Raw genomic sequence first — 22910 nt, forward strand, 5'->3', positions numbered from 1 at the left:
ATCAAGTAGCAGTATTACACTCTCTTGTAAGCGCTTTCTTTTAGGTGACTAGCTAAAAAATCTGTAATGAGTTTACTTCTGATATTTCAAATATTGTGCGAAGAATATTTTACTGCATATCAGTATTGGCATTTAGGTAATTATGGACGAAAAAGATCAATTAATAGACTTGCTAAAAGCTAAATTAGAAAAGGCACAAAATAGTGAGCGCAGGTTATATACACTCATTCAATCAGCCCCGTTTTGCATTCATGAAATTAATTTAAATGGACAAATAATATCCATGAATACATCAGGCTTGCGCATGATGGCAATGCAGCAAGAAGCTGAGATATGTGGAGTAAATTACATGGACTTTGTTAGCTCTGATCAAAAGGAAAGAATTGATAAATTACTAAAAAAGGCTTTCCGAGGCGAGTTTAGTAGTTTTGAATTTAGTCCGGAGAAATCAGAGCTAATTTTTACTTCCTGTTTCGCTCCTGTTTTCAACTCTGATGGTAGCATTGAAAGAGTTATGGGAATAACAGAAGATATTACGATACAAAGAAAACATGAGAAAGAGTTGCTAAAGTCAGAGAAATTAGAGTCGGTTGGGCTTCTAGCTGGCGGTATAGCTCACGATTTTAACAATATCCTCACAGGTATTTATGGGCATTTGCAATTGGCAGCACTAAAGTTAAGCACTGACCACCCTGCAGCCTTGCATATAGAAACAGCGAATGATGCCATAAACAAAGCAAGCCACCTATCGAATCAACTATTAACTTTTGCAAAAGGTGGCGACCCATTACTTGAGGCCGCAGATGTCGAGATACTAATTAAGGATTCAATCGCCCTTTCTCTCAGTGGTGGGAAAATTAAACCTCACCTCATACTAGCCGATGGCTTATGGGATGTTGATGCAGATACAGGGCAAATCTCACAGGTTATATCAAACTTATTAATTAACGCTCAACAGTCTATGCCGCAAGGCGGAACGGTAATTATTGAAGCGAAAAATATTGCTCCAACATCTGAAATTTCATTGCATGGTGTGTCTAAAAAAATGGTCTGCGTCAGTATTGTTGACCAGGGTGTTGGTATTTCTGAAGCGACATTATCAAGGATATTTGACCCCTATTTCACTACGAAATCCTCGGGTACTGGGTTAGGGTTGGCGACCGTTCATAGAATAATCGAAAAGCACGGCGGCTTCATTAATGTAGAGTCCGAAGTAGGTAATGGTACTAATATTAGCTTTTATTTAAATGCAATAACCGATAAATATTCAGATGCAGATATTAGCGCAGAAAAAAATGACATACTCACCAAATCTTCAGCCAATATTTTAGTAATGGATGATGATGAAATGGTGGTAGATATACTAAGTGAGATCTTAACATCAATGACACACAACGTGGAATCTGCGTTTGATGGGCAAACAACGATAAAAAAATACGTCAACGCTATTGAGTGCGGTAACCCTTTTGATATTGTAATCATGGATTTGACCATACCTGGAGGTTTTGGTGGAGAAAAGGTCATCAAAGAATTGCTTGATATTAACCCTGAAGTCAAAGCAATTGTAACGAGTGGTTACTCTACAAGCAGCGTGATGTCTGATCCTCAAAAGTATGGATTTGTTGGATATCTAATAAAACCTTTCTCAGCGAAATGCATTGAAGAGCTAATAAGCAAAACTGTAGCACTTTAAATACATAAATATTATTGAACCTAAACCTTATTCAGTTCGTAAGGCTGTCTGACATGAACCGATAGATGCAATGACAGATTAATAAATGAATTCGATAGCGAAAATAAACAATCAAGTTTTAGTACCAAGAGACATTGATGAAAATCAATCAATTCTAATAGGCGATGACAATGAAGATATTCGCAACCTTTTATTTAGCGCTTTTAAAGAAAAATTCACTGTATATACGGCTGTAAATGGGTATGAATGTTTTCAATTAGCAATGTCAAACTTACCTGATATAATTTTATCAGATATTAATATGCCATTGGTTGACGGGTTCGATTTAGCGAATCGACTTACAGAAAACCCTAGAACAAATCATATCCCTATTTTGCTAATGACTGGTAAAAATGGCCCAGAAGATCACACAAAAGCTTTATCGCTTGGAGCAATTGATTACATCGCCAAGCCATTTGAAATCGAACCTCTAGTTAAAAAAGTAACAAACATACTAGATAAACAGCAGAAGTTAATATTTTTCGAAAGGGAGAGACGTAGTCACAACAAGAACTTTGATTTACTCAACTTAAAAGATAAAAATTTTATTGATAAAGTTACCCAAATATTATCTGAAAACTATCAAGATAGTGGCTTCTCAGTCGACATACTCAAAAATAGTTTGCACATTACTGAACGACAGCTTCAAAGGCATTTCAAAAGACTATTCCAAGTAGCACCTGCAAAATTCATAAAAAGCTACCGGCTCGATAAAGCTAGAGAAATGCTTTCAAATGGTCACTCTATTGCAACAACTTATCAGAGCGTTGGTTTTAACTCTCAGAGCTATTTTAGCCACAGCTTTAAGTCAAACTTCGGTAAATCGCCTAAGTACTTTATTGCGAATAACTCATAATCGAGATTCTAAGTCTTGGATGTCGGTTTACTAAATAAATAAGTCGGGTTTGTTTATACTAAATATTACAAATACCTACTAGACTCATTTATAACGGAAGCTTAACAGCAATAGGAATGCCTAAAAATGAAAGCCTGTTTATTGCAAGTTACACAACCCCCTAGTGGCGACACATTTACTGGACCAAAAATCCTATTCGCTCGTCCATCAAATACTCTTCAAACAAAAGCTGATATATCTACGATTAGAGAGACCAGTTTAAAAAAATATTTTTCAAGCCCAATATCTCATTTTGAAAATTTTTCCACCGCAGTAATTCCAAGAATTAAGCGATTAAATCATGCTAGGTAAGAATTCAAAAATAGTCATTCTTGACGATGACCATACTATCGCAGAGCTTGCGGCTGAAATATTGGCTGAGCTTGGGTTTGAGAATATTAATATTTATAACTCTATCGATTCATTTACAGAAAACATGCGTTTAGCAATAGCTGATTTATTCTTTTTGGACGTCAATTTAGATAAAGCAGATGGGTTAACGTTACTTAGTTGGATTAAAGCCAAACAACCTAGCTCTAAAGTTGTTATGTTCTCCGGTGATACAAGGGAGCACCTTGTAAAGGAAGCATCTCAGCTCGGTGCCGAAGGTTTCTTATCTAAATATTGCCTCGATAAGAATATACGAAATTTACTCAACAAATGGAATGTTAATTACCCTTTAACATAAGTTACTCATATGAAAAATTTGCTTCTTGTAGATGATGATCAACAGTTCGCCCATTTTTTTGCTTCGGCTACCAAAAGTATGGGAATGAATTGCGAAGTAATAAATGAATCTAAAAGTATTATGCTTTTTGACCTAAAGCCATTTGAACATATTATTATTGATTTATTAATGCCTGAATATGATGGGTTACAAATATTACGTTTTCTCAAAGAAAGAGACTACCAAGGCCATATTTCTTTTACTTCAGGACAAGATATTTCACTACTGAAATCAGCACAAGAGCTATGTGAACTGCACCAGCTCCGCTTTCATTCTATATTAAAGAAACCCTTTAGTTTAGATGGCCTAGATGAATTATTTAGTTTGGAGCCTTTCGTGGAGAACTCAGATGAAGAAAAAACCAAGGAAGTAATCAACCAAGTAGAGTTCGACAATACAGAATTAATGTTCCACCTCAAGATCGCTATTGAAACTTCAACTTTAGATGTTTTCTTCCAACCACAAATAGAATTAAATACCAACAGAGTGATTGGTTTTGAAGCATTAGCAAGATGGGAGTTAAATGGTAGCTTCATTCCTCCGACGCGCTTTATAGCAATAGCTGAAAAAGGAGGGATGATAAGTCAGCTCACTGCCATCATTATTGATAAAAGTTTACAACAGTTTTCTACTTTTGTGTCTTCGATAAAACAATCGTGTTTATCTATTAACCTCTCAGCCCTTGAATTAAGCCAAAGCGATGTTCCTGATCTATTGAAGCAAAAAGCTGCCGAATACAATATTGCCCCTAGTCGTATTACTATTGAAATAACAGAAACCGTATTGCTAGAAAAAAATACTCTTTCGTTGGAAATCTTGACACGCCTCAGGCTAATGGATTTTAAACTATCCATTGATGATTTTGGCACAGGTTACTCTTCAGTCAATATGCTACAAAATGGACCATTTACAGAATTAAAAATAGACCGCGCATTTATTAGCTCCATGCATCATAGCATTCAAACATGGGTAATAGTCGAATCTATTATTGAAATGGCGACACGATTGAATTTAAGAATAGTTGCAGAAGGAGTTGAAGACAATGCCACAATAGATAGTCTAATCAGAATGGGATGCACAATTGCTCAAGGATATGTCTTTGCAAAGCCAATGGCAAAAAGTGAACTTTTAACTTGGCTCAATGATTGGCATAAAATTCATAATATTAGCCTTAAAAATGACAAGGTTAGTTTTTTAAGAGGGCTATTTCAATAACTCTCATGACAGATAACTTAATTGAAGCAATACCATTTAGTATATATTGGAAGGACACTTCACAGAGATTTTTAGGCTGTAACGCCCGTTATTTGGCAGATATTGGTTTATTAGATAAAACACTACTTATTAATAAAACAAGTACTCAATTGCCAAAACATGCTAAAGATATTTACTGTAATATGGATGTAGAAAAACTAATTATTCAAAAAAAATACCGAGAATGCAGTTGACTCGAAGTATTATATCCTCCTCTCAAAGAACAATTTATATAAAAGAAACATTTCAAATTATAAACGATAGTGAAGGGCAGTTGTGTGGCATTTTGTGTTGCTATGAAAAAGTCAGTGAACTAGAGCATAAATTTATGCTAGATCATGGATTAACGGAGTACTCACCACAAAATACTAACCTAGACTATGTAACTTCGCTCGCGTCTAGCGTTGCTCATGACTTTAATAATGCACTTGCTGTAATATCAGGCTACTCGCAGTTACTGCTTCGAGATAGTAAGTTATTAACCCACAAAGACAAGTTTACTGACTATTTGAGTCGCATATGTATGGCGACAGATAAAATTAGTATGCTTACTGAAAAATTATTGCACTTTAGTCGTGATTACATACCGCAATTAGAAAGACTCGAACTCTCTAATTATATAAGGAAAAAGCTAACAAATTATTCATCGACAATTGACGCAAACATTCATGTGCAGTTAGATAGAAATGAAGAATTTTGGGTTATGGCTGATGTTAATCAAATAGATGAAGTCCTTCTAAATCTACTGTCAAATGCGAAAGATGCTATGAATGGCTGCACTAAAGCAACACCTATCCACATAAATTTATCATTGGTAGCAATTGATGCGAATAAATATGTATGCTTGTCGATAATTGACTCTGGCATTGGCATGTCGCAGGAGATTAAAGAAAGAATTTTCTACCCTTTATATACAACTAAATCTCATATTGGTGCCGGATTCGGTTTGACAAATGTTTTAAACATCATTAACCAAAATAATGGCTCTGTCTTTGTCAAAAGCGATGAAGAGCTTGGAACAGAGTTTAAAATTCATTGGCCTTATGCCCACTGAACTTATAAGCTTTTAACATAAAACGTCTTATAAAGTTACCCTAAGAATAATAGACTTGGAATAGGCTAATTCTTAATAATTAATTGTGCAAAACTGAGCGAACAATTAGATAAAACTAGCACTTATCAATTTTCGCATTCTAAATAGCCTTTGTATTAAACTCAGTGGTAAAATTTTTTGGGCTGGTTTTAGTACGATATATTAGTTAATTAGCAACTCTGGGCCCTAGTTCAACTGACTTGTAATCAGTAGGTCGCCAGTTCGACTCCGGCAGTCGGCACCATTCATCAGATAAGCCCAGCATTAGCTGGGCTTTTTTGTATCTGTCTTTAGTAAACCGTTTGGTTAAACTCTCAAGCAATTTTCACTTACACCAATATTTTATCTACCCTGCATTATTCGTGGTTTATACGTCAGCTTTTTATTTATTTCGTGTTACTGATAGGCATAAAATCCACCCTATTTTGAACAAACACCATTAGGGCGAATTGGGTATTAGGGTAACTTCATCAAGATAATCTGGTTTTTCAGGTGTTTTTACGGGGCAAAAAGGATTTAATCCGTCAGTTGGAATTAATTGGGTATTCCCTACCCCGCACTATGCCTGTAGCAAAGAGCGGGGTGTTGGTATGGATAGGGTAAATTATCTGCTGGTGTAAATTTCCGAACTGGGTATTAGCACCAGAGAAAACGGTTGCTTGTCTTCCTCTTCTATAATTTTAAAATGACTAAAATAGCTAACGATACCCCCAAAAAAAGCACCTGATATTTGGCCTGAACAGACTGTGACGTGATTTTAAATCATAGTTTATTTGTTTCCAAAAATATTGAATGTATAAAGAGAGTTAAACATATTTTTATACCAGTACCTGACTATGTTCGATTTAAATAGTCATACCGTTTTTAATGTTTTAACAGAGAACTGTCCTTATTGCATGCATGTTTTTTTATAAATACTAGGCGCTTCTCCATACCAGCATTTAAAAGCTCTAGAAAGCTGAGATTCAGAGTGGTAGCCTAATAAAAACGCAATATTTGATAACGTCAAATCATGTTCAATAAGTAGTATTAGTGAAATTTCTTTTCTGATATTTTGTAAAATATCTTTAAAGCAGGTGTTTTCTTTCCGTAGCCTTCTTTGCAACGTACTAATACTTAAATTCATTATTGACGCTACATGAGCTCGAGAGGGCTCACCAAAGTGAAGAATACTTTTCAGTATGACACTACACTGTATTGTTGTGCTCAAATTAGGGAATTCACTTTTCATTAGCTCGTTTATGCCGGAAACAACAGTGAGGGATCTATTCTCTAAATTGAAATACTTTGGTGTTGCTTTGTAAGTAATACAGTTTTTAGTCGCATTGAACGTCACAGGTGCGTTGAAGAACGATTGATAACTTTCCTTTATCGTTGAAGGAGAATGCGTAAAGCTTATGCTCACAGGAGATAAGTTAACAAGCATTTTTAATATTTTAAAAACGCCATACAACGCACCTTCAACCTGTATCGTTGATATTGAATGGTCTATGGCATTAGCATAAATTTGAATTGCATCAACATCCCATTTTAATGTGATATCAACTGCTTGAGTGAGTAACGGAAAGTATTCCGCAAACAAAATAATTAGCTCCCCTAATTGTTCTTTTGATTTTGCTAATTTAAAGTTTGCCAGCAGTAATGATATCCCTGGCAAACTTTCAAAGTCTATACCGTCTACTACCTCTATGCCCAACAAAGGTTCATTTATAACCCCTAATACCGTTTCAATATTTTGCTCAATAACATAAAAACCTACACGCTGTTCAGGCAAAGTTCGAATATCAATTAAACTTGCATTAACAGTATTGAATTCAGAAGTAGTCAAACGTTGTTTTAAATAATTCAACAAGCTTAAGTGCTTTTGTATAGCAACAACCTTCGAAACAGTTTTAAACCTTTGCAAGACTATACTCCATGAATTACTTAGCTAAATACTCTTGCTTTATCCAATCACTTGCTCGTTCCGCAACCATAATGGTCGGTGCATTAGTATTACCGCCAATCAAATTCGGAAATATTGAAGCATCAACAACGCGTAAACCAGTCAAACCATGGACTTTTAGTTCAGGGGTGACAACGGCCATTTTATCAGTACCCATTTTACATGTTCCTACCGGGTGATAGACTGTATCACTCATATCTCTAATATGTTGCACTAACTCCTGGTCATTCATTTTACTTTCATTATCTATAGGTTTTTTAATATATTGCCTAATCTCAGGTTGCTGCATGATCTGACAGGACAAACGAATACCTTTTAGCATAACGTCAACATCTTCGGGTGCTGATAAAAAGTTTGGATCAATCAGTGGGGCTGCCATAGGATCGGCACTTGCCAGCTTTAATGTGCCTTTACTTTTAGGTCGTAATACACAGACATGATTACTAAAGCCATGACTTAAAGATGCTTTCATGTCTCTCGCATGATCTTTTACCAGAGCAATAGTAAAGTGAAACTGAATGTCAGGACGTTCAAGCTCTGGCGACGTTTTTAAAAAGCCACCCGTTTCAGCAAAATTAGAAGTAAACATCCCTTCTTTTTTGCCTAAGAATTTTATTGCCTCCTTAGCCATATACCCCCCTCCTTTTAAAGAAAGTCCAAAGACTTGATGCGTATCAGCTAGATAAGCACTCACGTAATCAGGGTGATCTTGCAAGTTCTCGCCTACACCAGGCAAATGGTGTAAAGATTTAATACCCAAAGCATCAAGTTCTTCAGTATTGCCTATACCTGAGAGCATCAGCAACTGAGGAGAGCCAAAAGCACCAGCTGCAAGCTCCACTTCTTTACTCGCATAGAATTGATAGCGCTTACCTTTAATTTCGGCTTCAACACCATAGCAATGCAGTTCCTTAACGAGTAGCTTCGTCGTATGGGCATTAGTAATAATGGTCAAATTATCACGTTCTCTAACGCTATGACTAAGATAGCCTTTAGCGGCACTGCAACGTTCGCCATTTTTCTGAGTTACCTGATACCGCCCTATTCCTTCTTGTCTTTTTCCATTAAAATCAGATGAGTAAGGAAATCCAGCGTTTTTTGCTGCTTCGATAAAAGCATCTGCAACAAGATTATTAGAGCGAGAATCAGCCACATTCAACAAACCACCTTGACCATGTAGCTCATCATGAATAGATTCATTGTGCTCTGACTTCAAAAAATATGGTAGTACGTCTTTCCACCCCCAACCTAATGAACCCCAATCATCATAGTCTTGCTGGTGCCCTCTAACATATACCATTGCATTGATTGAACTAGAACCACCGAGCACCTTACCTCGTGGCTGGTAGCCTTTTCGATTATTCAACCCTGGCTGAGGAACTGTTTCAAAAGCCCAGTTTTTATGGGCTCTAGGTACAATACTGGCAGCTCCAACCGGTATTTGAATCGAAAGCGAGTTATCATTACCACCAGCTTCCAATAATAAAACAGTACAATCTTTGTTTTCAGTTAAACGAGAAGCTAGAACAGCACCAGCAGAGCCTCCACCGACAACTATAAAGTCAAAATTCTTATTCACAGTGATTTCCTTATTTAGTGCTATGGTTAACGTTCAAAAAAGGACATAACAGCAGCACTTATAACGATCTAAAACGGCTTTTTATTAAAAGTTAAGTTTTGCTTATTTATAATCTACATTCGAGCAACTCAAAATCACCAACTGACATATACTCTCCTTCTGGTAAATATTCACCCATTATTGCTTTTTCGGCTCTAAACGAATCAATATTACTTGTTGCTTGCGTAAAATCCGGTTCTGCTACCATATTCCTGATGATCACAAAGGCATCATTGTCATTGTTAATTTGACCAGTAAGTTTGGCTGAATCATGTTCCATTGAAACGTTATCTCCTAGTTCTGGAAGCTCTATCCAATTATATCCGCACTCTTTAGTTGCGTTTGTCGGACGGTTAACCGCTTTACTGGTGACAATAACAAAGTCACGATCGTCATCAATAATAACCTCTTCATCAAAAATACAGTCAACTACGCGTTGTGAATAAAATTCATTTGTACATAACGACCAATACCTCATTTGCACGCCGGAATGATCATACATGTCTTGGTTATTTATTGTTAAAGGGGTTACTGGTAACTTTCCTTTAAAAACTACTACATCACCTAACTCATTGTTTAACCACGTTGAAACATATGAGTTATCTTTATTGGCATAAAACCCGGGGCGGTTAACCATTGAACGATCACAGGTACCTAAAAATGCACAAGGCAGTAAGTCAGTCATGGGGAAAGAGGCTCTAAAAACGATGTCACGCATTTCTTCAGCTCCCTTTAAGGTAAAGCCTGCAGTGCTCAGAGGGTCTGATTTATCGAATTCTGCTGCATCATAGGTATCATAGTAATATGGCGTACCTGCGAATAAACGTGTGTTGACTGCATTGTCGCCGTATGGGTTTCCTCCCATAGCCTTGATACCAAGGTAACTTTCTATGGGAACCAAAGGGACTTGAATTGTAGTATCCGTAACATCAAGAACGCCACAGATTTCTTCTTGGTTTACCAGTATTTCACCGTTATATTCTAGTTCAAATTGTGGCAACCCAGCTTCACCAAACTCATCTAGACCTTGATTAGGTAAGTAAACTCTATAGACTAATTCAAAACCATTCTCTTGCGTGCTAAATGTTGGAAACGGCCAACCATCATCGGGCTCTGGATAAAGATTGCTATCGTGAATAGCCAGCCCCATAGTATTTTGTTCAAGCTGCTCTAATATACTTGACTCATCGGTATTACGAATAGGTGAAAAGCTAAGTGTGTAGTAACTATCAACATTTCTCTGATTGCCATTAATATATGGATTAGCCGGTTGGCCCAACTCAGGTGCTATTTCGGTATCTTTAATAGCATCAAATGGCATAATAGTGCCATCCATTTTATAACTATTAAATGAAAAGTATCTCGCTTTTGGGTACTTTCCGGTGAGTGTTAATTTCGCACCTTCAGGCAAAGCACCTTTCATTGACCAATAATAAGCCCCTGCATCAGGGTAGGCGATATTGGTAGCAGGATTTTCTTTTACATAGGGTCCCTGCCAAGCACAACTTTTTGTAATTATTTGGGATAAAGGCGGTTCTTCAACCGATTTTTCTGTACTGTCAATTGAACAAGCCGATAGAAAAACCGTACTCACTGTTGCTGTTAATAATAATGTATTTTTTAGTATATTCATTGTTCTAGTAATTATATTTATTTCAGATGATACTTCTACCAACAAATAAAACCGAATAACATAGCAATTCGAGTCACCCTATTAACAATTGGTTCTGCAAACTCAAAGTGTGACGTTAACCTAGAAAAATACTGATACAATAAAGTTATCGTTCGAAAGAAAAATTCGATTGGCAGTTAGCCCCCATCAATCAGCAACAGCCATAATATGCCCCACCTAAATTGTTGTGACTTTTTTAAATTTATTTCTTCCGGATATTGTTGAAATTCCTCCCTTTTGATACTGCCGGTTAATACCTAGTCGATTTATCATTCGTTGCTAGCACACTTTCAAAACTGCCAAACAGTCATCACATCAAAACCCACTAAAAATTCTTAGCAATGTTCAGCAGTCCAGTTTACCCACAGGTAGCTAAATTCGTAATTAATTGCAAATGACCTACACTTGAAGGGCTTTTATAAGCACCCCACCAAAAGGAATAGAACAATGAACATAAGAAACAGAGTAATCAATACCTTGATAAGCTTTTTGTTTCTTGGTGTCTTAGCTACCCCTGCAATAGCTGAAGAAGAAAAAAATCAACAAATGTACTTAATGAGTCAAAATCATTTTCAATTAGCTCATTTAAGCCAATATAAAAAAGATGTTAAAGAAGTCCTTAATATCCTCAGAGAAAGTAACTTTAATCACTCATACTCAGCCTCTCAACTTAGTGGAGGCCGTATTTATTGGTTCACACCGATTAGTTCTTATGCCGAAATAGATATGCTTGATAAAAGTTGGGATAAGGTATGGGAAAATCTATCAGAAGCACAACAAGCCAAGTTTAAAGCACTAGGTGTAGGCTTAATTAGCGGAAAAGATGTCATTATTAAGTACGATGGCGACTTATCTTACGAGCCCGAATCAGGTAAAGAGTATACGTACTTTGAAGGCGTAACATATAAATTCAATCATGGTAGCAATGATAAAGTAAAGGAAGTCGCTAAACAGATCAAAGCGCGTTGTGAGGCGAACAAAGCCACCCAACCTTACCGATTTTTTTGGCATGATATTGGCGGCGAATATAGAAGTTTTACAGTTGTTTCTTATGGCGAAAATAAAGTGCATATAGCACAACTTGCAGCCGCCGATGATAAGTTGTTTGAAAAAGATAAAACCATGGCAAAAATCTGGCAAGAAGCCGTTAAGCATGTCAACGTAACTGATAGCTTTACTGGCAAAAACTTACCCGATCTCTTTTATGGACCAACTAAGTAACTTACCTAATAACCTAACTCATAAAAAAGTCTCAACTAAATAGTTGAGACTTGAAGGATTAACAAACGCTAGGTCGCTGTATTCGCAATAAATACAAAATCGAAATTACTTAACTCTGCCTCTCGCACCACGTGATTGGTTTTTTTCCATTTTTTCTAGGATCGTCTTTTCCATGTCAATACCTTGCCAATGAGCAATATCTAAAACACGTAAAACAATATCAGCCAACTCTTCAGCAAATTCCGGCGAAGGCTCTTGTTGACGACATTCATTTATAGCTTCTCCAACTTCCGAGGCGACCAATGCCAGTGCTTCTAATACGGTTTTATTGTGCCAGCCCATTTCTTCAACCCATTGGAAGTTCTGGCGTGCTATTTCATTAATTGAGTTTTCCACGAATAATTACCTCATTGTTTAAATGACTGTGATTATTGCCCTTTTACAGCCAATGTAAAATATTTTTTCGAATGTTGCTTTGTGCGTAGGTGCAATAAATTGCTGTTGATTACCCTAGAGAGCAATAAAAAAGCCATGAATCTTTTCATGGCTTTCAGTAAAAATAGACGTTGTGACTACAAGTGTTTTTTAATAAAACTATCGACTTTTCGCCACGCCTCTAATCGATTTTTATAAGTACTCAAATAATGATCACCTTCATCAAGGACAACTAACTCAACCGGCTTTCTAGCGTCTACTAATTTTTCATACATTTCTTCAGATTGCTTTAACGGCACAATTGAATCTCTTTCACCATGAACAAGTAATACTGGAACGTTAATGTTATCAACATGATTAATTGGCGAGATTTTTTCTAGATGCTTATCATCCATATTTCCTTTAGTTGATACGCGTTGCCAATAGGCATACGTTGAGCTCTCTGCACCGTAGGCTTTTTTATCGTCTTTTAGCATCATATTGACATCAGCTACGCCATTAATAGAAACAGCACATTGATACAAATCGGGCTCATAGGTTACGCCTGCTAATGCGGCGTATCCACCGTAACTTGAGCCAACAATACAAACGCGACTCTGATCAGCATATCCCTCATTTACCATTGCCATTAGAGTATCGGTAAGGTCGTCTTGCATTTTTAGGCCCCATTGCCCTTCACCGAGCATGACATGACGAATACCAAACCCAGAAGAACCGCGAAACTGCGGTTGAATAACCAAATAGCCTTGGCTAGCAAAATATTGCGCTTGCCAGTCAAATGCTAGCCTGTCGTATGCCTCAGGACCGCCATGGGGTAACATAATGGTTGGTAGCTTTTTTCCACTTGTTCCCAAAGGGGTCGTGATGATAGTAGGGATTGTTATGCCATCTCTTGCTGTAATGTTTTTCCCACCATAGGATGCACTTGTTCTGGTGCGATATTATCGCGACTCGATGCTAAGAAATTAAAGCCGCCTTTCGTGAACTTATAGTAATCACCTGGTGTACCCTCACCTTCAAAACGAAACAAAATAGACGACCAATCAGGTGTGTAATTGCGCAGGTAAAAACCATTATTTGGCATTGCAAGCGCAATATTTTTAAACTGCTTAGTTAGTGTGTCGTCGAAAAACTCATAGCTTGGATGAAGCCCTGAATAAGCAACGCCATGAACTACGCGATTAACATCTTTAACCAAGTACTCAACATCTGCATCTTCTCGAATGAATAAAGGTTCAGATAATTCGCCCGTTGACAGTGACATTTTAAAGTAGCCCCAGCGCCCAATTTTTGCATCAAAACTTTTAACAACCAGATGTTTTTTATCTGGCGTAAGCCCTTCAATGCCTTTTGTAAGCTCTGGCGTTGTTTCTTGATAAATAATTTTCCATTCACCGCTAAGGTATGACTCGACGCGGTGTAAGTCTTTTTCATCGTTATAGCGCTAACGTGCGAGTATTGTTCCGTTTGGCTCGATAAAGAAATCTCTGGTATCAGATTTCCCTTGATTAACCACTTGTGGCTTTCGCTTGTTCTTTAGGTTTACGCGAAATAAGCTGTAACGGCCTGAATCGAGCCAAGCTGGCATATATGCATATTTGCCATCATCAGATATCGCCAATATGCGACCTAACGCTGTTTGACCACCATATATTCCATAACCCGCCGACATTAACTGAAATATTTTTTTATCTTCAGTGTTATAAACAAAGGCCGCAGAATAATCATGACGCCCTTTATAGCCCCATAATTTGCGGTTATCTTCAACAACTAAAATCAGCTTGGTTTCACTAATAAAATAAAGAGAGGTTGGTTTTACTTCGCTAACATCAACTGCACTAACAAGTTTGTTATCAGTCAGGCTATAAACGACCATATAATCATTTTCGGCTGATGTTGTCCGATAAGCGATTCGATCACCACTTGGTGAAATCACCATCATGCTTTTATTAGGCAGGGCGCCATAGGCTTCAAGTGGTGGTTGGTTTGCAGCAGTGAAAAACGAAGTAAACAGTAAAGAAAAACAAAAGAGTATTGCCTTCATAAAAGTCCTTTTTTTATTTTTATAATCAAACATAAGCCAATTAAAAGCAAACTTTTTTAGACACAAGTGAGGGGCTAATTAAACGCATGAATATAATTCACCTGTACAGGTGATTTCTTCTCGTTTGTCCGATTAATTAAACCTAGGTAATCTGAACTTGTTTTCGAAATCTCCCCCGATTTCTTAACGAATAACTCGACTCTTACTATCGCGCTACTATTTGGTAGCGCGTTTTTTTTGCCTAAAATTTAGCGCGCATAATAAATAAACAACGCTCCATAATGGTGCATTTGACTCCCTATCAACAGGCAGTTTTATTTAACAACTTTACCAAATCGATAGTTTTTCTAGGTTATTCATCATGGAACATTAGTTGCAATGTCAGTATGGGTTCATCAATCTTTACTATCAATGGCTATTCAAACTCCTATTAGAGGTCTTCGTTCATTTTGTGTTGCTGCAAAATGTTTGAGCTTTAAACATGCTGCTAGTCAGCTTTTTCTTACACCGTCAGCGGTTAGTCACCAAATCAAACAGCTCGAAGAGCAATTAGGTACCAGCCTATTTCAACGCAGTACTCGTTCAATTGAGCTTACTAGCGCAGGTAAACAGTTTTATCAGAAAGTTTACCCTCTGATAACTGAGCTCGAGGCAACTATTTCTGACTTTACCAATACCCAGCAAAATAGAACGATCACCATAAGCTTGCCTGAGTTTTTTGCAAGCGAGATATTTGTGCCACGCCTAGGTGAATGGGCAGAGCTTAATCCAGACATTAACTTGCAATTAGAAACAGTCAAGTCTGCAAGCCAAACACCAAAACCTAGTGACTTATCAATCGTGCTAGCAAGCGGCAGCCCCAATGGTTCTATTGTTCAAAAGCTATTCCCAATTAAATACGTGGCCGCGTGCAATAAAAAAGTCTACAAAAAATGGGCTTCAACAGGATTTGATGCTTTGCAAAATGTGCCGCTAATTTTGCACCAATCTCGTCCTTGGTCTTGGCATAAATGGGCAGATGAAAACGATATTACAAACTTTTCACCGAAACAAATCATCCAATTCGATTCAATGTTTGGTGTAGCAAGAGCAGCACAACAAGGGATGGGCATTGCGCTTGTACCAATGCCAATTTCGAGAGCTTGGTTTAGCGAACAATTACTCATCAAATTATTTGAATATGAATTAACAAGCCGAGATAGCTATTTCTTAATTCAAAATCAATCAATTGAGAGCGTGCCTGAGTTATCAAAATTTGCACAATGGGTTACTCAAACATTCGCGTTAACTGATTAAACGCTTCTCATAAATACCGGTTTGCGGTTACGTGAATAAAATTCACTTATTAGGTGTGTTTTTATCGTTTGTCGCAAGTTAAACCAATGCCTATAGTGACATTGTCAATTTGACAATCACTTTAGGAAAGAACATGAAAAAGCACATTTACAGTTCAGTAATCGCCATAGCTCTTGGCACAAGCACAGCGGCATATGCCGATGACAGCTCCTTTAAAGTAGCTATCATTAAAGACGCAGCTGGAAGCAGCGAAATAATTCAAGGAAACTTTAAGAAAAGCTTAAATAAAATGACGCAAACACCAAGCACACTAATCGAGAAGTTTGAACAAGCAATGGGCTTGTGTGTAGCAAACATTAAGTTAAGCCAATTAGACGCTGCTGAAACAAATTGTAGTACCGCAGTTGAAGTAAGTTTGACGCTAAAATCGAGCGATTCAAACCGCAATAAGTATACAGCTTTAGCTTATAACAACAGGGCCATTAGTCGTGCATTAAGTGCAGATACATTGGGCGCGCTAGACGATTTCACGTCGGCTGTTTTGATTAACCAATCAAAACTTGTTAATAACAACTTATCACACTTCAAAAAGCAATATGTAGCGACTCTAACAGCATCAGCTACTGGTAATACCAGCCATATAACCCACTAATCATAAAGGAAATAGTCATGTTTAAAGTGTTTAAAAATTCTCTAATGTCAGCAGTAAATTTCATCGACTTTTTAAACCACGTATCAATTGGTCAATGGGATGTAGAAAATCAGCGACAAACTGATTTACCGGAGGCACAACTACAACGACAGGAATAATCTATGATTAATCATCAACGATAGGCACAGACAACTCATACTGTTTGTGCCTTTATTTTATTTACCCTACAAATATTTCCATTTCCTTAAGATTGCATCAAATTCTTTCGTTAATATGACTTCAAGGCTAGTCAACAACTATGATTGACGTTAAAATCGGTCATTATTTTTTTGACTAAAGAGAATCCCGATGGGCAGAAGTTTTGAAAACCGCAAGGCCTCAATGGCTAAAACACAAGGAATGAAAACCAAAGTTTATTCTAAATACGGTAAAGAAATTTACGTATGTGCTAAAAATGGCGGTTTAGACCCAGACGGCAACCTAGCACTTCGTCGCTTAATTGATAAAGCGAAGAAAGATCAGGTACCAACTCACGTTATTGATAAAGCAATTGATAAAGCAGCAGGCGGTGCAGGTGAAGATTTTGAGACAATGCGTTATGAAGGCTTTGGCCCAGGTAACTGCATGATTATTATTGACTGTTTAACAGACAATACTAATCGTACGATTAAAGACGTTCGTCAATGTTTCACGAAAACAAATTCTAAAATTGGCGCCCAAGGCTGTGCTAGCCACATGTTTGATCATGTAGCTGTATTTACTTGCCAAGGCGGCGATGAAGAAGAGATTTTAGAAAACTTAATGATGGAAGATTGTGACGTAACTGATGTTGAAGCGGAAGAAGATGGCAGTATAAAAGTCGTAGCACCTCATACAGAATTCTTCAAAGTTAAAACGGCATTCGCTGATACCATGCCTGACATTAAGTTAGACAAAGAAGAAATTACATGGTTGCCACAGGTTTACACCGAGTTATCGGGTGAAGATGTTGAAATGTTTGAGAAATTCTTAGATATGGCTAACGACAGCGATGACGTTCAAGAAATCTATCATAACGCACAAATTGCCGATTAATCGATAGGTCAAACATGTTTTAGAAGGTCAGCACAATCACTTATTGCTGGCCTTTTTTATTACCAACTAATAACTTTTTTCTCTTAGTTAAATTAAAAACTCATCAAATAGTGCGCTAACTTGATGTACTTAAAAGAAACTCTCAGTTAATATTTAGGCAGTTCAATGAGATGGATGTTGTCACTTGAAATCTAAACCTACATCATTTGATATAGCCTATCGTGCTGGTGTATCCCAATCTACCGTTTCTCGTGCGTTACGAAATAGCCCACTAGTAAATGAAGAAACCCGCATGAAAGTGCAGGCTATTGCAAAAGAGCTCAACTATAAAGTTGACAAAAATGCCAGTAATCTGCGCTCACAACATAGTGGCACGATCGCTTTACTTCTATTTGAAGATCCAACAAGCGATGATTCAATGATCAATCCATTTTTCCTATCAATGCTAGGCAGTATAACAAAAGCTTGCTCTGACAAAGGGTATGACTTATTGGTCTCTTTTCAGCAAATGGATAGTGACTGGCATGCTGACTTTGAAGATTCAAACAAGGCTGATGGCTTGATTCTCCTTGGTTACGGTGACTTTACTAACTACGAAGAAAAGCTTGTGCAATTAATTGAGCAAGGAACTCGATTTGTTCGTTGGGGCGCTGAAGTAAAGCAGTACCCAATCATCAGTGTTGGCTGTGATAATTTTCACGGTGGCTACCAAATTACTGAGCATGTAATCCACAATGGTTACAAGCACTTTGCTTTTATCGGCGACGCTAATAGCGGCGCACCTGAATTTTTAGATCGTTACTTAGGTCACAGTAAAGCGCTAAAAGATAATAAACTCAAAATTGACGAAGCCATGCAATTTTCAGCGATCAGTACTGAAGAAGCCGGCTATAAAGCAACCTGTGATTTAATTGCATCCGGTAAAACCTTTGATGCAATTTGCACGGCGAGTGATTTAATTGCCATTGGTGTACTTCAAGCTCTGCAAGAGTACAACATTAAAGTACCAGAGCAAGTAGCGGTTACTGGTTTTGATGATATTCAAACAGCAGCCTTTACCTATCCACCACTAACTACGGCAAGGCAAAATACTAAATTAGCTGGTGAATTATTAGTTGATAGCATTTTAAAGCTAATAAAAGAAGAAGAAGAAGTTTCCACAACCTTGATGCCTACGTCAGTCGTGATCAGGCAGTCGTGCGGTAACAACACCTAATATATTGAATATAAAAAAGGGCCTTGTAATTTTTACACGGCCCTTTTGTATTTATCAAACGTTATTCTTGTTTCTCGTTAACAAAGAACACAGCTACTGAACCACAGATCATTGCACCACCTGCTAGCATAATGATGTTGATAGCTTCATTGTTAAATACGCTACTTAAAATCCAACCCGCAAATATACCAGAAACTATTTGAGGTGCTGCGATAGTAAAGTTAAAGATCCCCATATATACACCAGTTTTGCTCGGTGGTAATGAGCCCGCTAAAATCGCATAAGGCATAGCTAAAATTGCCGCCCATGCAATCCCGACCCCAATCATAGGGACAAATAACGATACGGCACCTTGCGGCACATCAATCGTCGTAATCAGTAGGTTTACGGTAGTAATTTCCGGCGCCTGAATAAACATAAAACTGATATAGCCTAAGCCACCTGCGAGTAACGATAAACTGTACACCGCCTTTCTACCTAGGGTATCAGCAAGTTTTGAAAGAAAAACTGAGAATATTGCTGCAAATAATGAATAGGCCGCGAAAATAATACCAACCCAGTCTCCGGCTGCGCCTTTAGCAGCAGCTATATCGGCTGGCACGCCACCCATTTGTTCAATATAGGTAGGATCAAACCAACGCGCATCGACACCCCAAATATGTTGTGCAATTGCAGGCATGGTATAAACCCACATGATGAATAACGCAAACCATGAGAAAAACTGTACAACCGCTAGTTGACGCATTGTTGTTGGCATTGTTTTCATTAATTGCCAAAATTCACTTAATTTCTCACCTAAAGAAGCGCTTTTAGCTTGTTCTTTAGCAAGTTGCTCTTTTGCTTCTTGCGCTGTCATACCTTGGTATTGGTAAAACTCTTCCGGTTCATATTCTTTCGTTTTAAATACTGTCCAAAGCACACTACCAAGTAATACCGTCGCACCAATGTAGAATGCCCAGACAACTGAAGGTGCTACTTCGCCTGCTTTTGCCGTGTTTTCTAAACCAACAACATTGGTCAAAACAAAAGGTAAAATAGAACCGATAACCGCACCAATATTAATCAGTAACGACTGAATTGAATAGCCGGCATTACGTTGCTCTTCAGGCACCATATCAGAGACCAATGAACGAAACGGTTGGAAAGCAACATTGAAAGATGCATCCATCAACGCAAGCATCAAGGCACCGAATACCATTGGCGCCATAAAAGCGACAAATAATGGGGCATTTGGCATGAGTAACATACCCACTGTTGCAGCTACTGCACCAGCGAGAATATATGGGCTTCTTCGACCAAGTTTGGTCCAAGTGCGGTCTGAAGCTGCACCAACGATTGGCTGAATAATTAAGCCCATGATTGGCGCTACCAACCAAAATAAAGACAGCGAGTGAAGATCAGCGCCTAGGTCTGACAATATGCGACTTACGTTGGCATTTTGCAGTGCAAAGCCAAATTGCACCCCCAAAAAGCCAAAACTGACTGTCCATAACTGCCAAAAACTTAATTGTGGTTTTGTTTTCATTATTGTCCCCAACCTTGGCTATCAAGTAGCCAAACAATTTATTTATTATTGCCTAGATAACAAAAAAGCATATTAGCCAGGCTAATATGCTTTCTATAAGCTATCTGCTGTTAACAGTCCATACTATGCTAGTTTAGCTTGCCAACTCAACTCATGCATACGTATTCAGTTTTTAGCCATCACTTTCTTCGTTATTTTCAGCGACTTCGGTAACATTTACCGATTCTACCTCAATACGATCTACACGTTGCAATCCTCTTGGCAGCTTATTACCTCGACGCCCTCGCTCACCACGGTAGTGCTCTACATCACTTGCTTTAAGCGTAAGCTTGCGTTTACCTGCGTGCAGCGTAATAGCTTGCTCTGGCTTAACAATCTCAATTAGCTTTACTAACTCTTCTCTTGTTTTCGCACGAGCTGACGGTATGTTAATGATTTTGTTGCCTTTACCTTTACTTAAAATTGGCAAATCTTTTAACGGAAACACTAGCATGCGCCCTTCAGTGGTAATGGTTAAAACAAGATCATTTTCAAGATCATCAACCTTCATTGGCGTTGCAACTTTGGCATTAGCAGGCAAGCTCAGTAATGCTTTACCATTTTTATTACGACTGACCATATCGCTAAAACTGCCAATAAAGCCATAACCGGCGTCACTTGATAATAAGTATTTTTGCTCATCATCGGCCATCAATGTTTTCTCTATCATGACACCAGTAGCAATATTAAAACGACCTGACAACGGTTCACCTTGGCTACGTGCCGTAGGCAAAGAGTGAGCATCGGTTGCAAACGACCTACCCGATGAGTCAATAAACACCACCGGTCGATTACTGCGGCCATTTGCACTTGCTAAGAAGTTATCACCTGCTTTATAACTAAGCGCTTGCGCATCGACGTTATGGCCTTTAGCACATCGTGCCCAGCCTTTTTCTGATAGCACAACGGTGACAGCTTCGCTTGGCATTAAATCTTTCTCAGAAAGCGCTTTCGCCTCACTACGCTCAACGAGTTTTGAACGACGGTCATCACCGTATTTTTCAGCCGCTTCAAGAATTTCTTTTTTAATCAATGTATTCATGCGTGCTTTTGAATTAAGGATTTTTTCAAGCTTATCGCGCTCTTTACTTAATTCTTCTTGCTCACCACGAATCTTAATTTCTTCAAGCTTTGCTAACTGGCGTAATTTAATCTCTAAGATAGCGTCGGCTTGGCGCTCAGATAAATTAAATCGTGTTATTAATTCAGCCTTTGGATCGTCAAAGTTACGAATAATTTCGATAACTTCATCAATATTTAAATACGCAATTAAGAGGCCGTCTAAAATATGTAGGCGAGCAAGTACCTTATCTAAACGGTACTGTAATCGACGGCGAACAACTTCACGACGAAACTCTATCCATTCAGATAAAATATCACGTAAATTTTTAACGGCTGGCCTACCGTCTAAACCTATCATGTTTAAGTTAACACGGTAGTTTTTCTCTAAATCAGTGGTCGCAAATAAATGCTGCATAACTTGCTCTGTGTCTACGCGGTTCGAGCGCGGCACAATAACAATTCGAATCGGGTTTTCGTGATCTGACTCATCGCGCAAGTCAACAACCATAGGCAATTTTTTCGCCTGCATTTGGCTGGCAATTTGCTCTAAAACTTTACTACCCGATGCTTGATGCGGCAGCGCCGTAATAACAATTTCACCATGCTCCATATCGTAAACGGCACGCATTTTGATGCTGCCTCGACCGGTTTGATATATTTTTTCAATATCAGCAGCAGGCGTAATAATTTCTGCATCCGTTGGATAATCTGGCCCTTTAACAAGTGGCAACAGATCGGCTAATTCAGTTTTAGGTTGCTCAATCAACTGCACACAAGCGTTGGCAATCTCTCTGGCATTGTGCGGTGGAATATCTGTGGCCATACCTACGGCAATACCAGTTATACCGTTCAGTAAAATATGCGGTAAGCGCGCCGGTAACGTTTTAGGCTCTTTCATGGTGCCATCAAAGTTCGGCACCCAATCTGCTGTTCCTTGACCTAGCTCAGCCAATAAAACTTCACTGAAACGAGAAAGTCTCGCCTCGGTATAACGCATCGCTGCGAAGGATTTAGGGTCATCAGGTGCGCCCCAGTTTCCTTGACCATCAACCAATGGGTAACGATAAGAAAACGGTTGTGCCATCAACACCATTGCTTCATAACACGCTGAGTCGCCATGAGGATGGAATTTACCAAGTACATCACCTACCGTTCTGGCAGATTTTTTATACTTTGCCATCGCTGATAAACCGAGCTCCGACATCGCATAAATAATGCGTCGTTGAACTGGCTTCAGTCCGTCACCAATATGCGGTAATGCACGGTCCATAATGACGTACATTGAATAGTTTAAATAGGCATCTTCGGTAAATCGTCTTAATGGCAGTTGTTCTACCCCATCAAGGCTATAGTCGAGCGCGTCAGACATAAAAAATAGTTCCACCCAAAAGAAAACCAACAAATCATTGG

21 protein-coding genes are annotated in these 22910 nt (G+C 38.3%); 12 read left to right on the forward strand and 9 right to left on the reverse strand.

Translation table 11 applies throughout. The features are described from left to right. The first annotated feature begins 142 nt into the window (after nt 1–142). The 6 genes from QQK02_RS13815 (at nt 143) to QQK02_RS13840 (ending at nt 5662) form a co-directional block, all read left to right on the forward strand. Entirely contained in the window at nt 143–1693 is a 1551-nt protein-coding gene (locus QQK02_RS13815) for a PAS domain-containing sensor histidine kinase (RefSeq protein ID WP_284208661.1), read from the forward strand. Nucleotides 1694–1778: 85 nt separating this feature from the next. Further along, complete coding sequence (locus QQK02_RS13820) at nt 1779–2588, forward strand: response regulator (RefSeq protein WP_284208662.1); 810 nt, start codon at nt 1779–1781, stop codon at nt 2586–2588. 340 nt (nt 2589–2928) lie between these two features. Next, nucleotides 2929–3315 (forward strand): response regulator, encoded by a 387-nt coding sequence (locus QQK02_RS13825; protein WP_284208663.1) that lies wholly within the window; start codon nt 2929–2931, stop codon nt 3313–3315. Nucleotides 3316–3324: 9 nt separating this feature from the next. Next, entirely contained in the window at nt 3325–4569 is a 1245-nt protein-coding gene (locus tag QQK02_RS13830) for an EAL domain-containing response regulator (RefSeq protein WP_284208664.1), read from the forward strand. 5 nt (nt 4570–4574) lie between these two features. After that, nucleotides 4575–4802, forward strand: coding sequence for a hypothetical protein (locus tag QQK02_RS13835; protein ID WP_284208665.1), 228 nt, complete (start codon nt 4575–4577; stop codon nt 4800–4802). Nucleotides 4803–4936: 134 nt separating this feature from the next. Then, complete coding sequence (locus tag QQK02_RS13840; RefSeq protein ID WP_284208667.1) at nt 4937–5662, forward strand: two-component system sensor histidine kinase NtrB; 726 nt, start codon at nt 4937–4939, stop codon at nt 5660–5662. Between the two features lie 928 nt (nt 5663–6590). Here the strand turns inward: QQK02_RS13840 and QQK02_RS13845 are convergent. From QQK02_RS13845 to QQK02_RS13855, 3 genes are all read right to left on the reverse strand, one after another. After that, a complete protein-coding gene (locus QQK02_RS13845) occupies nt 6591–7607 on the reverse strand; it encodes an AraC family transcriptional regulator (RefSeq protein WP_284208668.1) in 1017 nt (338 codons plus the stop codon). Nucleotides 7608–7623: 16 nt separating this feature from the next. Next, a complete protein-coding gene (locus QQK02_RS13850) occupies nt 7624–9225 on the reverse strand; it encodes a GMC family oxidoreductase (RefSeq protein WP_284208670.1) in 1602 nt (533 codons plus the stop codon). A gap of 106 nt (nt 9226–9331) precedes the next feature. Next, nucleotides 9332–10897 (reverse strand): hypothetical protein, encoded by a 1566-nt coding sequence (locus tag QQK02_RS13855; protein ID WP_284208671.1) that lies wholly within the window; start codon nt 10895–10897, stop codon nt 9332–9334. Between the two features lie 486 nt (nt 10898–11383). On the opposite strand from QQK02_RS13855, the gene QQK02_RS13860 reads away from it, so the two are divergent. After that, nucleotides 11384–12157, forward strand: a complete 774-nt coding sequence (locus tag QQK02_RS13860) for a hypothetical protein (protein ID WP_284208672.1) — start codon at nt 11384–11386, stop codon at nt 12155–12157. Nucleotides 12158–12262: 105 nt separating this feature from the next. Here QQK02_RS13860 and QQK02_RS13865 read toward each other — a convergent pair whose 3' ends face one another. The 4 genes from QQK02_RS13865 to QQK02_RS13880 form a co-directional block, all read right to left on the reverse strand. Further along, nucleotides 12263–12553: a MazG nucleotide pyrophosphohydrolase domain-containing protein gene (locus tag QQK02_RS13865; protein ID WP_284208674.1), complete on the reverse strand. Its 291-nt coding sequence runs from the start codon at nt 12551–12553 to the stop codon at nt 12263–12265. 176 nt (nt 12554–12729) lie between these two features. Then, entirely contained in the window at nt 12730–13446 is a 717-nt protein-coding gene (locus QQK02_RS13870) for an alpha/beta hydrolase family protein (protein ID WP_284208675.1), read from the reverse strand. 26 nt (nt 13447–13472) lie between these two features. Then, nucleotides 13473–13856 (reverse strand): hypothetical protein, encoded by a 384-nt coding sequence (locus QQK02_RS13875; RefSeq protein WP_284208676.1) that lies wholly within the window; start codon nt 13854–13856, stop codon nt 13473–13475. A gap of 180 nt (nt 13857–14036) precedes the next feature. Next, nucleotides 14037–14636, reverse strand: coding sequence for a hypothetical protein (locus QQK02_RS13880; RefSeq protein ID WP_284208677.1), 600 nt, complete (start codon nt 14634–14636; stop codon nt 14037–14039). Nucleotides 14637–15053: 417 nt separating this feature from the next. Between QQK02_RS13880 and QQK02_RS13885 the strand changes: the two genes are divergently transcribed. From QQK02_RS13885 to QQK02_RS13905, 5 genes are all read left to right on the forward strand, one after another. Beyond that, nucleotides 15054–15932, forward strand: a complete 879-nt coding sequence (locus QQK02_RS13885) for a LysR family transcriptional regulator (protein ID WP_284208781.1) — start codon at nt 15054–15056, stop codon at nt 15930–15932. 133 nt (nt 15933–16065) lie between these two features. Further along, the gene (locus QQK02_RS13890; RefSeq protein WP_284208679.1) at nt 16066–16584 is read left to right on the forward strand and encodes a hypothetical protein; all 519 of its coding nucleotides are present in this window, start codon (nt 16066–16068) and stop codon (nt 16582–16584) included. Nucleotides 16585–16601: 17 nt separating this feature from the next. Further along, nucleotides 16602–16742, forward strand: a complete 141-nt coding sequence (locus QQK02_RS13895; RefSeq protein WP_284208680.1) for a hypothetical protein — start codon at nt 16602–16604, stop codon at nt 16740–16742. A 190-nt stretch (nt 16743–16932) separates the two neighbouring features. Next, on the forward strand, nt 16933–17658 hold the full coding sequence (locus QQK02_RS13900) for a YebC/PmpR family DNA-binding transcriptional regulator (protein ID WP_284208681.1): 726 nt from the start codon (nt 16933–16935) through the stop codon (nt 17656–17658). A gap of 184 nt (nt 17659–17842) precedes the next feature. Next, entirely contained in the window at nt 17843–18874 is a 1032-nt protein-coding gene (locus QQK02_RS13905; protein WP_284208682.1) for a LacI family DNA-binding transcriptional regulator, read from the forward strand. 61 nt (nt 18875–18935) lie between these two features. Here QQK02_RS13905 and QQK02_RS13910 read toward each other — a convergent pair whose 3' ends face one another. Continuing rightward, the gene (locus tag QQK02_RS13910; protein ID WP_407705046.1) at nt 18936–20399 is read right to left on the reverse strand and encodes an MFS transporter; all 1464 of its coding nucleotides are present in this window, start codon (nt 20397–20399) and stop codon (nt 18936–18938) included. Nucleotides 20400–20571: 172 nt separating this feature from the next. Continuing rightward, the gene (gene parC, locus QQK02_RS13915; RefSeq protein WP_284208683.1) at nt 20572–22869 is read right to left on the reverse strand and encodes a DNA topoisomerase IV subunit A; all 2298 of its coding nucleotides are present in this window, start codon (nt 22867–22869) and stop codon (nt 20572–20574) included. Between the last annotated feature and the right edge of the window lie 41 nt (nt 22870–22910).

Source organism: Thalassotalea eurytherma, from assembly GCF_030161415.1.
GTDB lineage: Bacteria > Pseudomonadota > Gammaproteobacteria > Enterobacterales > Alteromonadaceae > Thalassotalea_G > Thalassotalea_G eurytherma.

What these genes read in the sequence shown, in the direction of transcription:
- QQK02_RS13815 (WP_284208661.1), top strand. Translation starts at nt 143, where the DNA reads ATGGACGAAAAAGATCAATTAATAGACTTGCTAAAAGCTAAATTAGAA.
- QQK02_RS13820 (WP_284208662.1), top strand. Translation starts at nt 1,779, where the DNA reads ATGAATTCGATAGCGAAAATAAACAATCAAGTTTTAGTACCAAGAGAC.
- QQK02_RS13825 (WP_284208663.1), top strand. Translation starts at nt 2,929, where the DNA reads ATGCTAGGTAAGAATTCAAAAATAGTCATTCTTGACGATGACCATACT.
- QQK02_RS13830 (WP_284208664.1), top strand. Translation starts at nt 3,325, where the DNA reads ATGAAAAATTTGCTTCTTGTAGATGATGATCAACAGTTCGCCCATTTT.
- QQK02_RS13835 (WP_284208665.1), top strand. Translation starts at nt 4,575, where the DNA reads ATGACAGATAACTTAATTGAAGCAATACCATTTAGTATATATTGGAAG.
- QQK02_RS13840 (WP_284208667.1), top strand. Translation starts at nt 4,937, where the DNA reads ATGCTAGATCATGGATTAACGGAGTACTCACCACAAAATACTAACCTA.
- QQK02_RS13855 (WP_284208671.1), bottom strand. Translation starts at nt 10,897, where the DNA reads ATGAATATACTAAAAAATACATTATTATTAACAGCAACAGTGAGTACG.
- QQK02_RS13860 (WP_284208672.1), top strand. Translation starts at nt 11,384, where the DNA reads ATGAACATAAGAAACAGAGTAATCAATACCTTGATAAGCTTTTTGTTT.
- QQK02_RS13875 (WP_284208676.1), bottom strand. Translation starts at nt 13,856, where the DNA reads ATGTCACTGTCAACGGGCGAATTATCTGAACCTTTATTCATTCGAGAA.
- QQK02_RS13880 (WP_284208677.1), bottom strand. Translation starts at nt 14,636, where the DNA reads ATGAAGGCAATACTCTTTTGTTTTTCTTTACTGTTTACTTCGTTTTTC.
- QQK02_RS13890 (WP_284208679.1), top strand. Translation starts at nt 16,066, where the DNA reads ATGAAAAAGCACATTTACAGTTCAGTAATCGCCATAGCTCTTGGCACA.
- QQK02_RS13895 (WP_284208680.1), top strand. Translation starts at nt 16,602, where the DNA reads ATGTTTAAAGTGTTTAAAAATTCTCTAATGTCAGCAGTAAATTTCATC.
- QQK02_RS13900 (WP_284208681.1), top strand. Translation starts at nt 16,933, where the DNA reads ATGGGCAGAAGTTTTGAAAACCGCAAGGCCTCAATGGCTAAAACACAA.
- QQK02_RS13910 (WP_407705046.1), bottom strand. Translation starts at nt 20,399, where the DNA reads ATGAAAACAAAACCACAATTAAGTTTTTGGCAGTTATGGACAGTCAGT.
- parC (WP_284208683.1), bottom strand. Translation starts at nt 22,869, where the DNA reads ATGTCTGACGCGCTCGACTATAGCCTTGATGGGGTAGAACAACTGCCA.